This is a genomic window from Pseudomonas sp. NBRC 111143, from assembly GCF_001320965.1.
Classification (GTDB): Bacteria; Pseudomonadota; Gammaproteobacteria; order Pseudomonadales; family Pseudomonadaceae; genus Aquipseudomonas; species Aquipseudomonas machongensis.
The window spans coordinates 1-12,736 of the sequence record NZ_BCBT01000039.1; the positions used below are offsets into that span (position 1 = coordinate 1).

General features: G+C 65.5%; 9 protein-coding genes and 2 pseudogenes. 7 read left to right on the forward strand and 4 right to left on the reverse strand.

What is annotated here, in order from left to right; translation table 11 throughout:
- Positions 1-422: 422 nt before the first annotated feature.
- A pseudogene (locus APH44_RS30720) lies at positions 423-1,115 on the forward strand (PAS domain-containing protein); the annotation flags it as partial.
- Between the two features lie 108 nt (positions 1,116-1,223).
- Positions 1,224-1,658 (forward strand): annotated as a pseudogene (locus APH44_RS30725) (methyl-accepting chemotaxis protein); the annotation flags it as partial.
- A 10-nt stretch (positions 1,659-1,668) separates the two neighbouring features.
- Here APH44_RS30725 and APH44_RS19580 read toward each other — a convergent pair.
- The 4 genes from APH44_RS19580 to APH44_RS19595 all read right to left on the reverse strand — a co-directional run bounded on the left by APH44_RS19580 (position 1,669) and on the right by APH44_RS19595 (position 6,460).
- Positions 1,669-2,217: a lipocalin family protein gene (locus APH44_RS19580; RefSeq protein WP_054894128.1), complete on the reverse strand. Its 549-nt coding sequence runs from the start codon at positions 2,215-2,217 to the stop codon at positions 1,669-1,671.
- 66 nt (positions 2,218-2,283) lie between these two features.
- The gene (locus APH44_RS19585) at positions 2,284-3,156 is read right to left on the reverse strand and encodes a phosphate/phosphite/phosphonate ABC transporter substrate-binding protein (RefSeq protein WP_054894129.1); all 873 of its coding nucleotides are present in this window, start codon (positions 3,154-3,156) and stop codon (positions 2,284-2,286) included.
- Positions 3,144-5,471 (reverse strand): EAL domain-containing protein, encoded by a 2,328-nt coding sequence (locus APH44_RS19590; protein ID WP_054894130.1) that lies wholly within the window; start codon positions 5,469-5,471, stop codon positions 3,144-3,146. The genes APH44_RS19585 and APH44_RS19590 overlap by 13 nt, the downstream gene beginning before the upstream one ends.
- Before the next feature lie 248 nt (positions 5,472-5,719).
- Entirely contained in the window at positions 5,720-6,460 is a 741-nt protein-coding gene (locus APH44_RS19595; RefSeq protein ID WP_054894131.1) for an enoyl-CoA hydratase, read from the reverse strand.
- A 97-nt stretch (positions 6,461-6,557) separates the two neighbouring features.
- Here APH44_RS19595 and APH44_RS19600 point away from each other — a divergent pair, with 97 nt between their 5' ends.
- The 5 genes from APH44_RS19600 (at position 6,558) to APH44_RS19620 (ending at position 12,592) form a co-directional block, all read left to right on the forward strand.
- The gene (locus APH44_RS19600; RefSeq protein ID WP_054894132.1) at positions 6,558-7,202 is read left to right on the forward strand and encodes a TetR family transcriptional regulator C-terminal domain-containing protein; all 645 of its coding nucleotides are present in this window, start codon (positions 6,558-6,560) and stop codon (positions 7,200-7,202) included.
- A 70-nt stretch (positions 7,203-7,272) separates the two neighbouring features.
- The gene (locus APH44_RS19605) at positions 7,273-7,989 is read left to right on the forward strand and encodes a response regulator (protein ID WP_054894133.1); all 717 of its coding nucleotides are present in this window, start codon (positions 7,273-7,275) and stop codon (positions 7,987-7,989) included.
- Positions 7,990-7,993: 4 nt separating this feature from the next.
- A complete protein-coding gene (locus tag APH44_RS19610; RefSeq protein WP_054894134.1) occupies positions 7,994-8,767 on the forward strand; it encodes an ABC transporter substrate-binding protein in 774 nt (257 codons plus the stop codon).
- Positions 8,764-11,016: a hybrid sensor histidine kinase/response regulator gene (locus APH44_RS19615; protein WP_054894135.1), complete on the forward strand. Its 2,253-nt coding sequence runs from the start codon at positions 8,764-8,766 to the stop codon at positions 11,014-11,016. The genes APH44_RS19610 and APH44_RS19615 overlap by 4 nt, the downstream gene beginning before the upstream one ends.
- A gap of 163 nt (positions 11,017-11,179) precedes the next feature.
- Positions 11,180-12,592 (forward strand): amino acid permease, encoded by a 1,413-nt coding sequence (locus tag APH44_RS19620; protein ID WP_054894136.1) that lies wholly within the window; start codon positions 11,180-11,182, stop codon positions 12,590-12,592.
- The last annotated feature ends 144 nt before the right edge of the window (positions 12,593-12,736 follow it).

Sequence of the window (12,736 nt, forward strand, 5' to 3'; positions counted from 1 at the left end):
CGGTTCGGCGCTCCGACTTGCCCGCGAAGCGCCGCGCGGGCGGCGCTCGATCTCATGGCCACCAAAAATCTCCCGGCGAGCACCTTCCAGCCCCAACCCCCCTTCCAGCCAACCTCCTCTAGCCCCCAGCCCCCCAATAGCACACGACCGTTCATCGGATCAAAACGTTATTTTGTAACGGCTAATAGCACTTTGATAGCGGCGCTCGGTCTTTCCTGAGATGCTGCATCACATTCTCCTTTGAAAGTGACGGGCCCCCGGAAGTCGGGGCCTGACGGCCACCAGGGAAGCTGGCTTGCAGGATGCGTGCGTGCTCTACCACACAACTGTTTGCAAGGTGTCCCATGTTCGATCGCAAAATCAAAGCTCGGCTCGCGGCAAGCGAAGCCGAGGTCAAACGCCTGCGCGCGCTGCTCGACCCAATGGAACGAGGCAACCTGACCCTGCGCCTGGACGCCGAGCGCCGGATCAGCGCCTGTAATGAAGCCTGTTCGGCTGCGCTGGGGCATCCGCATGGCGCCTTGATCGGCCAGGCCCTGGCTGATGTGGTGCCGGGGTACGTGACCGCTCTGCCGTGCTATCGGCGCTTCAACGAGGCGCTGTCACGCTTCGAGCCGATTCGTGACGATTACCGCTTCCTCACCCGCGAAGGCCGGTTGATCTGGCTGCACCTGACCTGGCTACCGGTGCGCGGCGACGATGGCCGTCTGGATTACGTACAGGGCTACGGTAGCGAGGTCACGGCACAGATCGACAAGAGCCGTGAGAACGGTGCATTCGTCGAGGCGCTCTTGCGCTCCACTGCGGTGATCCAGTTCGACCTGGCAGGCAATATCCTCACGGCCAACGAACAGTTCCTCGGCGCCATGGGCTATTCGCTCACGCAACTGGTCGGCCAGCACCATCGCCTGTTTTGCCCGAAGGAAGAGGCTGCAGCTCCCGCCTACCAGGAGTTCTGGAAGACCCTCAACAGCGGGCGCTATGTCGCCGGGCGCTTCCGCCGATTGGACAGCCGGGGGCAGGAAGTCTGGCTGGAGGCCAGCTATAACCCGGTCTACGACGCCGAGGGCAAGATCAGCCGGGTGATCAAGTTCGCCTCGGTGATCACCGACCAGGTGCGCAAGGAGGACGATATCCGCCGCGCTGCGCAAATGGCCCTTGAGGTGTCGCGCAACACCGACGTCAGTGCCCGCGAGGGGGCGAGCGTGGTGCAGGAAGCGGTGCAGACGATGCAGGCGGTGGCCGATCAGATGCACAGCGCCTCGACCACCATCGAGGCCCTGGGCAAGCAGTCGCTGGTCATCAGCTCGATCGTGCAGACCATCGGCAGCATCGCCTCGCAGACCAACTTGCTGGCGCTAAACGCTGCCATCGAAGCGGCCCGTGCGGGCGAGCAGGGGCGCGGGTTTGCCGTGGTCGCCGATGAGGTGCGCCAGCTTGCAGCGCGCACCAGCGCAGCGACCGAAGAGATCGTCGCGGTGGTGGCGCGTAACCAGCAATTGGCCGATCAAGCAGTGGTGGAGATCGAACACAGCCGCGAGCAGGCGGGGGTCGGGCTGACCCTGGCAGGCCAGGCGGGCAGCGCCATCACCGATATTCAGGAAGGCGCACGCCGCGTGGTGCAGGCGGTCGGGCAGGTGACCCAGGACCTGCGTTGAGCCGCAGGTATCAGTCGGGTTGGCGCCAGATCAGCTCGCGGGTGTCGTAGCCGCGCTGGCGGGCCACTTCGAGCAACTGGTTGCGCGTGCGTTCGCTCACCGTAGGCGTGCGCGACAGCAGCCACAGGTACTCGCGGTTCGGATGGCCAACCACGGCTACGCGGTAGTCCGGATCGTGGTACAGCACCCAGTATTCGCCCTTGGCGGTGTCCGGCGCCAGTTTGCTGAACCAGTTGTCGAACCTCACCCACAGCTTGTCGGTCTGGCCGGGTTGCTGCAGCTGGGCAATGCCGGTCGCCTCCTGCCACTCGCCGTCTTCGTCTCGGCAGCGGTTGGTGACATCGACCTGGCCATCTTCGCGCAGCTGGTAATTGGCTTCTGACTGCACGCAGTCACGTTGGAAGAACATCGGCAGGCGTGCCAGTTCGTACCATTTGCCCTGGTACTGCTCGAGATTGACCGGCATGGTCTTGGGTGGCGGCTTGTCCGCCGAGGAGCCGACGCAACCGCCCAGCGCCAGGGCCAGGCAGGAAACCAGCAAGGTGGCGCGAATCGCCATGAACAACCTCCGCAATGACTGTGGTGTCATTGCTTGGACGACGGACACTGGCGAAAGTTGAATCTTTCAGCGTGGCTCCAGCGCGGCGTCCATCATCCGCTCAAGCGCGGCATACTCGGCATGGCTGACCGCAACCAGGCCGCTGGCGTCCTGGGAGTGGGCGAAGGCGGCGAGGGCTTCGGGGTCGTCGAGCATGGCCTGGCGAATGCGCGTCTTGAGCGCCGGGCACAGGTTGGCGCGGAACACGTAGGGGTCGTAGTAGATCGGCGCCGAACGCCACAGCACCTGGAGCCTGGCGGGGTCGATGGCGTGGCTGGCCAGGTAGGCGTCGGCGCGCTCGCTGGCGACGAAGGCGGCATCGACGCGCCCTTCCAGCAGGGCCTGCAACGCCTTGTCATGGGTGCCGGCGTACACCAGCGCACCGAAGTAGCGCTGCAAGGGCGTGGTCACCTGCGCTGCGAACTCGACGCTCGGCACCAGGCTGCCGGAGGTGCTGGCCGGGTCGCTCAGTGCCACGCGCTTGCCGCGCAGTGCCGTCAGGTCCGCAGGCCCCGGGCTGCGGGTGAGCAGTAATGCCTGGTAGTGGTTGCCGGCCGGGGTATAGGGCCCGGCGCTCAGGGTAAAGGTGGCGAAGGCCTCGACCTGCGGGTCGCGACGGTGCGCCAGTACATAGGAGGCCGGCCCCAGCCGGGCGATGTCGGCGCCGCCGGAGACGATGGCATCGACCACACCCTCGTAGGAGGGCGCGACCACCAGCTCCACCGGCACGCCCGTGGCCTCGCTCAGGCGCTGCAACAGTGGCTGGTTTTCGCGCAGCATCGCCTCGGCGCCCTTGAGCGGGATCACCGCCAGGCGCAGGCTGCGGGGCGCACAGTCGGCCAGCGCGGCGACCGCTGGCAGCATCAGGGCCAGCAGTGTCAGTGCCTTCAATGCACGCATGATTTCTCCTCGAGGGCATTGAAGGGCGGGTAGTCGCGCAGTTGTGCCGGCGACAGCGGACGGCTGAAGTGATAGCCCTGGGCAATGTCGCAACCGGCGAGCTTCAGGCACACCAACTGCTCGCGGGTCTCCACGCCCTCGGCCACCACCTCCAGGCCCAGGCGCTTGGCCAGGATGATGGTCGAGGATACGATCGGGCTGTCGTCATGGCTGTTGCACAGCGGCGCGATCAGGGCGCGGTCGATCTTCAGCTTCGACAGCGGCAGGGCCTGCAGGTGGGCGAAGCCCGCGTAGCCACGACCGAAGTCGTCGAGGCTGATGCCGATACCGGCCGCGCGCAGCCGGTGCAGGTGCTCAAGAGCCGTGCCTTCGGGGTCGAGCACGGTGGTTTCGGTGATCTCCAGCTCCAGGTGCCGAGTGTCAATGGCATGCTGCGCCAGGGTTTCAAGCAAGCGCTCGCTGAAGTCGGCCTGGCGCAGTTGCAGCGCCGAGACATTCACCGCCAGGCGCGTATCACGGCCCTGGGCCTGCCAACTCGCCAACGCCTCGCAGGCCAGACGCAGCACCTCCCAGCCCAGCTCGACGATGAAGCCGCTGCGCTCAGCCATGCCGATGAAACGGTCCGGGTAGAGCAGGCCGAACTCGGGGTGCTCCCAGCGCACCAGTGCCTCGTAGCCCAGTACCTGCAGAGTGTCGAGACGAATCTGCGGCTGGAAGTGAAGCACGAACTGGTGCTCGGCCAGGGCGCTGCCGAAGGCCTGTTCGAGGGTGAAGGCCTGGATGTCGGGCAGGTTCAGCGAAGGGTCGAAGAAGCGGTACTGCGCACGCCCAGCCTGCTTGGCCGAGTACATCGCCGCGTCCGCACAGCGGATCAGGCTGTCGATTTCCTGGTCATCGCGCGGGGCGATGCTCACCCCGACACTGGGGCTGGTGTTGACTTCCTTGCCGTCCAGGGCGTAGGTCGCGGACAGCTTGACCACCAGCGCGCGGACCCAGGCGTCGATCTGTTCCTCGCTGCGGTTGCCGGCCAGCAGCACCACGAATTCATCGCCGCCGAAGCGCGAGGCTTCGTCTTCGGGTTCGAGCATGCGCTGGATGCGCCCGGCGACGGCTTGCAGCAACAGGTCGCCGATCTTGTGGCCGAGTGAATCGTTGATCGACTTGAAACGATCCATGTCGATGAACAGGATCGCCGTCAGGCGACGCCGGGCGCGCTGGCGCGCGAGGGCCTGGGCGGCGACTTCGACGAACTGGCGGCGGTTGTGCAGGCCGCTGAGGTGGTCGGTGGCGGCGGCGTGGCTGCTGCGTCGGTGTTCATCCTCCAGGCGCCCGATCAACTGCTGGTTGACCTGCTGCGTATGCTCCAGCTCGCTGAAGGCTTCCTGACGCTTGCGCAGCAGGCGCAGGCTCCAGAACAGGCCGCCGATGATCAGCAGGGTCATGCACAGATTCAGCCAGAACTGGCGGTCGTAGGCGAGGGTGGCGGGCGCGAGAATCTCGTCATGACGCTGGCTGACCACCACGCTGAAGCCGCGGTCGGCGACCCGGCGGTAGAGGCTCTGGTAGGTGCTGGCGTAGGTGTACTGGGTGAACAGCCCCGCGTCGCTGTTGCCGCTGGGCAGTTCCGGCTCCAGCGACTCGGCGGCCACCACCACGCCGCTGCTGTCGATGCGTACGCGCTCCTGGCCGTCCGCCTGGAGCAGGCGCATCAGGCCGCTGTGACCCAGGTCGATGTGCTGGAAGAGTACCGCCAGGTAGCCGATGTCCAGCTGTACCACGAGAATGTTGTCGATCTCGCGGCCGCTCAGGTCGGTCAGCGGCAGCAGGAAGGGCAGGCGCCATTTTGGCAAGGCGTTGGGGGCGTTGTCGGGGGCGATCTGGGGCATGAAGGGCTTGAAACCATGGCGCGCGACATGTTGCTTGAGCTGCTTGAGCCAGTCTTCCGGCAGTTGCTGGGCTTCGTCGAAATGGCTAGCGGAGACCAGCCGACCCTGCTGGTCGTACAGGCTCATGCGCTTGAACACGGGATCTTCGGCCAACAGCCGCGCCAGGCTGAGGTTGCCCTGGCGCATGCTGAGCAGGTCATCCTGAGTGACACGTCCTACGGCCTGGGCCCGATCGACCAGTTGGCGTAGGCTTTCGCCGACGATGCTGGCCAGGTTCAGGTGCTCGGCGGCCTTGGCCGCCAGGGCATCATGACGGGCGGCGGCCTTTTGCGTGAAATGCAGCCCCCAGAGAAAGGCCAGGGTGACGGTGCACAGCATCAGCAGCAGCAGGGGCAACAAGCCTGCAGGCGAGGGGGAGCGGCGGTTCACGTTGTGTTGTTCCCGAGCCCTGTGGTGCAGCAAAAATAAGACAGCAAGATGACAGAGGAATGACTGGTGGCGAAATGCTTCTATCCGCCGCAGGCTGCTCCTTTGTGTGCAGGAGCAAGCGTCTTGTTCAAAATCTAAAGGCCAGTGCAAGTCCCTGTGTGGGCGGTTCGGCGCCCCGACTTGTCCCGCGAACACGGGCGTAGCCCGTGCCAGGCAGCGCGGTGTCTTTTTCGCGGGCAAGCCCGCTCCTACACCAACGCCTGCAACGCCGCCCTGGCTTCATCGCTGGCCAGGCACTGGATAAACAGTTCGCCCTCGCGCCGCACGGTCTCTTCCAGCTCCCGTCGCTGCCCATCCTTGAGCAGGCGTTTGCTGATGCGCAAGGCCTGCTGCGGCATGGCCTGCAAGCGTCGGGCAAGCGCCACTGCGGCCGCCAGGCACTGTTCGCCGTCGTCATGCAGCTCATTGGCCAGGCCCCAGGCCAGTGCCTGTTCGCCGCTGAGCAACTCGTTGGCCAGCAGCAGTCGCGCCGCTCGCTGATGCCCCAGCAGGCGTGGCAGCAGCAGGCTCGAGCCGAATTCCGGGCACACGCCCAAGGGCGCGAAGGGCATGCGCAGTTTCGCCGAACGACTGACCAGCACCTGGTCGCAGTGCAGCAACAGGGTGCAGCCGATGCCGATGGCGGGGCCGTTGACGGCGGCGAGCAGCGGCTTGTCCAGTGCCAGCACGGTGCGCATCATGCGAAACACCGGGCTGTCCAGATCACGTGGGGGGTTGTCGAGAAAGTCGCGCAGGTCATTGCCGGCGCTGAAGCACGCCGTGCCGCCGGTCAGCAGTATCACCTCGACGGCCGGGTCTTCGCTGGCCGCCTGCAGATGGCGGTCCAGCTCGCTGTACATCTCGCTGTTGAGCGCGTTGAGCTTGTCGGGGCGGTTGAAGGTCAGGGTCAGCAAACCCTGGTCGAGGCTGCAGGTGATCAGGTCGGACATGGCTGGGATTCTTGTTATTGGCCGGAGCACAGGGTTTATCACGCGCTGCGCCTTGTTGTACAGTCGTTCAGTCCAACCCGCCACGACGAGAATCTGCATGACCCAGGAAGCCCGCTACAACCGCATGGCGCCCGAAGAGCGCAAGGCCATCCTGGTCCAGGCGACCCTGGCCTGTCTCAAGCGCGATGGCTTCCAGGGCGCGTCGATCCGCAAGATCTCCGCCGAGGCAGGGGTGTCGGTAGGGCTGATCAGTCACCATTATTCGGGTAAGGACGAACTGGTCGCCGAGGCCTACCGCGCTGTGACCGGGCGGGTCATGGGCCTGCTGCGCGAGGCCATGGCGCAGGCCGCACCCAATGCCCGTGAGCGCCTGTCGGCGTTCTTTCGCGGATCGTTCTGCGCCGAGTTGCTCGACCCGCAGTTGCTCGACGCCTGGCTGGCCTTCTGGGGGGCGGTGAAAACAGCCGAGGCGATCAATCAGGCGCACGACCACTCCTACTCCGAATACCGCAACGAACTGGCCGAACTGCTGGCGGCGCTGGCCGGCGAGGAGGGCTGGCAGGCCTTCGACGCGGACCTCGCCGCGATCAGCCTGAGCGCCTTGCTCGATGGGCTGTGGCTTGAATCGGGGCTCAATCCCAACACCTTCACCCCGGAACAGGGCGTGCAGATCTGCGAGGCCTGGGTCGATGGCCTGCAGGCCGGCGGGCGTCGGCGCTTCAGCCTGCCGGGAGGCTGTTGATCGGTCGTTCAGTACCGGGTAGGCTGCTGGCGCGGGTTTCAGAACAACATCAAATAAGAGACCACACGCAATGACACCTCGGGTACTGGTCGTCGACGACGATCCGCTCATTCGTGACCTGTTGCAGGCCTATCTCGCGCGGGAAGGCTACGACGTACGCTGCGCCGACACTGCCGAAGAGGCCGAGCGCTACCTGGCCAGCCAGCCGGTGGACCTGGTCATGCTCGACATCCGCCTGCCGGGCAAGGACGGCCTGACCCTGACCCGCGAGCTGCGGGTGCGCTCGGAGGTCGGCATCATCCTGATCACTGGCCGCAACGATGATATCGACCGCATTGTCGGCCTTGAATGCGGCGCCGACGACTATGTGATCAAACCGCTCAACCCGCGTGAGCTCGTGTCGCGGGCCAAGAACCTGATCCGCCGCGTGCGCCACGCCCAGACAACCCGCCCTGGCGCCATCGCCAGCCCTTGCCTCAAGCAGTTCGCCGACTGGGCGCTGGACAGCGACCGACGCCGGTTGATCGACCCGCAGGGCGGTGAAACCCTGCTGACCCATGGCGAGTTCCAGCTGCTTAGCGTGTTTTTGCGCAACAGCGGCCACACCCTCAGCCGCGACCAGTTGATGGACCAGATCCGCAACCGCGAATGGGTGCCCAACGACCGTTCCATCGACGTGCTGGTTGGCCGTCTGCGGCGCAAGTTGCACGACGACCCGGCCGAGCCGCAACTGATCATCACCATCCACGGCACCGGCTACCTGTTCACCGCCAGCGTGGCGGCCTGAGGCCATGCGCGGCCTGGGCTTCGCCTGGCTGTTGCTGCTGAGCGTGCAGGCGCTTGGCGCAGCGCCGGTGCGTTACTGCGACTACCCGGTGTACCCGCCGGTGTCGTGGAGCGATGGCAAGCAGGTGCGTGGCCTGGCACCGACCGTGGTACGCGAGCTGTTCGCCCGGCTCGGGCTGGAGGTCGAGATCGTGGTGCTGGGCAACTGGAAGCGCTGCCTGCTGGATGCAGCCGAAGGGCGGGTGGATGTGGTGCTGGCCTACAGCAGCGACCAACGTGATCAAGGCATGCGCTTCTCCCGAGTGCCGGTACTGCGCGAGGAGGTCGCGGTATTCGTCAACCGCAAGCGACCGGTACGTTTCGAACAGCTCGACGATCTTGCCAGCTATCGCGGCGGGCTGCTGTTCGGCGAAAGCTACGGCCCGGCCTTCGACCGTTTCGTTGCCCGTCACCAGAACATCGAATGGGTGTCGTCCAGCCAGCAGAATTTCGGCAAGCTGATTCGCGGGCGCATCGACTTCGTGATCCAGGAGCGGCGCACTGGCGAGCTGTTCGTCGAGCACCTGCCCGGCGCAGGCGATATCCAGGCGCTGCCCGCGGCGCTGAGTGTCGACTATCTGCGTGTAGCCGTTTCACGCCATAGCCCCTTGAGCCAGCGCATGGATGAGATCGACGCGCAGTTGCAGCAGATGAGCGAGCGCGGCGAAATCGACAACTGGCTGCATCAGAGCGAAGTGACCTACCGCGACATGATCGGGCAACCGGCAGGTGCGCGATGATTCGTCTGCGCGCCGACGGCCTGCTGCGCCGCCTGCTGCTGTTCATCCTGCTGTTCAGCCTGTGCTTCACCGTGCTGGCCAGCGCGGTGCAGCTGTATTTCGAGTACCGCCGCGAAATGCGCGATATCGACGCGCGCATGGAACTGATCCGCGCCGGTTACCTGGCGAGCCTGGAGCGCAGCCTGTGGGACCTGGACCAGGAGCAGCTCAACGTTCAGTTGCGCGGGCTGGTGGACTTCTCCGATGTGGCTCGGGTGCGGCTGGACAGCAGCGACTTTCAGTTGCTGCAAGGCCAGGCCGAACCTGCCGGGCCACTGCGCGTCGAGCGGTTCGCCCTGGACTTCCAGCCGCCTTCCGGACCGCCGAGGCACTTGGGGGAACTCGAGGTGAGCATCGACTTGGGCGCGGTGCATCAGCGCCTGTTCGCCACCGGGCTGACCAGCCTGCTATGGATGAGCGTGTTTCTCTGCGGGTTGGCGGTGGCGCTGTCCGGGCTGTTCTACCGCCTGGTCACTCGCCACTTGCAGGTGATGGCCGAGTTTGCCCGGCGCGTGGCGGCGGGTCAGTGGCAGGAGCCGCTACGCCTGGACAAGCGGCGTTCGCCACGCGCCGATGAGATCGACACCGTGGCCCACGCCCTGGACGACATGCGCCAGGCGATCCTCAGCGATATCGAGCGCCGCGAGCAGGATCGCCTGGCCCTGCAGGACAAGCGTGACGAACTGCAGGCCATGGTCGAGCGGCGCACCGAAAGCCTGGCCCGGGCCAAGGACGAAGCCGAGGCGGCGAACCTGGCCAAGTCGCGCTTCCTGGCGACCATGAGCCACGAGTTGCGCACTCCGCTCAACGGCATTCTCGGCATGGCCGAACTGCTGCGCACCAGCAGCTTCGACACGTTGGGCCGCAAGCGTCTGGACGCGCTGTACAAGGCCGGCGAAGGGCTGTCGAGCATCCTCAACGAGGTGCTGTTCTTCGCCCGTCTGGAAGAAGGTGAAAGCCACCCGGAGCCCGTGAACTTTGCCCTGCGCCAGCTGTGCAACGAGGTGCTGACTCTGCTCGAGCCGCGCGCCACCGCCAATGGCACCGAGCTGGACTGCCATATCGATGCCCGGTTGGCGCCCCATCAGTTCGGCGCCGAGCAGTACCTGCGCCAGGTGCTGAGCAACCTGCTGGCCAATGCGATCAAGTTCACCGAAGGCGGCCGGGTCAGCCTCGAGGTGCGCGTGCTGCAGGGGCAGTGGTTGCGGGTGCAGGTCAGCGATGACGGCATCGGCATCGCCCCGGCAATGCAGGCGCGGATCTTCGAGCGTTTCACCCAGGCCAGTGAAACCGTGGCTCGGCGTTACGGCGGCACGGGCTTGGGGCTTGCAATCTGCAAGCACCTGATCGAACGCCTGGGCGGTCGGATCGGCGTGGACAGCCGCGAAGGGCAGGGCAGTTGCTTCTGGTTCGAGGTGGAGCTGCCCGCGGGGCGTGACGTTGCCGCCGATTCCGCCAGCCAGGGGCTTTCGCCTGCCCTCGAGATCCTGGTGGTCGAGGATGTGGCGCTCAACCGCGAGGTGGCGGGCGGCTTGCTCGAGCGTGACGGGCACCGGGTCAGCTTCGCCGAGGATGCGACGCAGGCGCTGGCGGTCTGCGCACAACGACGCTTCGACCTGCTGCTGCTGGATGTGCACCTGCCAGGCATGAGCGGTGTCGAGTTGTGCCGGCAACTGCGCGCGGGCGCCGGGCCGAATCGGCAGACGCGAATCCTGGCCCTGACGGCGGGCGTGCAACCGGCCGTGGTACGCGGCTACCTGGAAGCCGGGATGCAGGGGGTGCTGGCCAAACCGTTGCGCCTGGATCGACTGCGCCGTGCACTGGCCCAGGCCGAGCCGCTGGTGCTCGAGCCCGATGCACACACCGCCCTGGATCTGGCCCTGCTGCAAACCCATCGCCAGTTGCTCGGCGAGCAGAAGGTGCAGGACCTGCTGGCGACCCTGCGCCAGAGCCTCGAGGCGCAGCGCGGGGCTTTGCTCGACGCCCAGCACCTGGGGGACTGCACCCAGGCCGCAGACTTGGCCCATCGCCTGGCGGGCAGCAGCGATTCGTTGGGGCTGAGCGGGTTGGCGACGGCGTTGAGGCAGGTCGAGCAAGCAGCAGTGGCTCTGGACAGCCAGGCGCTGCAAGCGCTGGCAGACAGTACGCGAACCGCCCTGGATGCCGCGCTCATCCTGCTGGAGCAGTTGATCCAGAGCGCTCGTACATAATTCTTACGACTTTTTACATCTTCGATCCCAAGCTTCAACGTCCGCTTACATCGCTTTCCAATAATCCCTGACAACCGTGTGGTTCGCGGTCCGTCAGGCTTATTGGAGATAAGAATAATGAAAGGTCCCAAAGCTCAGCCCAACGCCATGCTGGAGGTGCGTCATGTCTGAGCCCTCCGAACGCAAAGGCATCCACCTCACTCGCGCGCTCAAGAGCCGGCACATCTTCATGCTGTCGCTGGGCGGCGTCATCGGCACCGGCCTGTTCATGGGCTCGGGGGTGACCATCAACCAGGGTGGCCCGATGGGGGCGATCCTGGCCTACCTGGTGGCAGGCTTCCTGATGTACCTGGTGATGGTCTGCCTGGGTGAGCTGTCGGTGCAGATGCCGGTATCGGGCTCGTTCCAGGCCCACGCGACAAAATACATCGGCCCGGCCACGGGCTTCATGATTGGCTGGGTGTACTGGATGAGCTGGGCCACCACCGTGGGCCTGGAGTTCACCGCCGCCGGCATGCTGATGACCCGCTGGTTCCCCGAGGTGCCGATCTGGTACTGGTCGGCGCTGTTCGTTGCCGTGCTGTTCGGCCTCAACGCCTTGGCGACCCGGGCTTTCGGCGAGGCCGAGTACTGGTTCTCGGGGATCAAGGTCGCGGCGATCCTGGGCTTCATCATCGTCGGTATCCTGGTCATCTTCGGCGCCATCCCGCTGACCAGCGGCGCACCGGCACCGATGCTCGACAATCTGGTTGGCGACTCACTGTTCCCCAACGGGCTGCCTGCGGTGTTCGCAGTGATGATGACCGTGGTCTATGCCTTCCAGGGCTGCGAAATCATGGGGGTGGCTGCGGGCGAGACCGACCAGCCGGAAAAGAGCATCCCGCGGGCGGTGCGCAACGTGGTGTTCCGCGTACTGATCTTCTACGTGCTGGCCATCGCGGTGCTGTCGGCCATCGTGCCGTGGCAGCAGGCCGGGCTGATGGAGAGCCCGTTCGTGCAGGTGTTCGACATGGTCGGTATCCCGTACGCGGCCGACCTGATGAACTTCGTGATTCTCACCGCCATTCTCTCGGTGGGCAACTCGGGGTTGTACGCCTCCACGCGCATCCTCTGGGCCATGTCCAAGAGCGGCATGGCCCCGAAAAGCCTGTCGCCCCTGAGCTCGCGCGGCGTGCCGCTGCGGGCGCTGAGCATCACCCTGTGCTTTGCCCTGGTGTCGCTGATGACCAGCTTCATTGCCGCCGACACCTTGTTCATGGTGCTGATGGCGGTGAGCGGAATGTCCGGGACCGTGACCTGGATCGTCATCGCCCTGGCGCAGTACCGCTTCCGCCGTGCGTTCCTGCGCGAGGGCGGCAAGCTCGAGGACATCAAGTACCGCGCGCCGTTGTACCCGCTGATCCCGCTGCTGTGCATCACCCTGTGCAGCTCGCTGTTCGTGTTCCTGGCGCTGGATGAAACGCAGAGGCCGTCGCTGTACTGGGGCTTTGGCTTCATTGCCCTGTGCTACCTGGCGTACTTCGTGATGAACCGCAAGCGCTCGCAGACCTTCGTGCCGACGGCGCCTGGGGTTTGAATCTTCGCTGAAACCACTGGCCTCTTCGCGGGCAAGCCCGCTCCTACAGAGATCGCATCTGTAGGAGCGGGCTTGCCCGCGAAAAGGCCCTCTGCAACGCCACAACACCCCGATTGTGCGAAGTTGTAACAGCCCCATATCCGC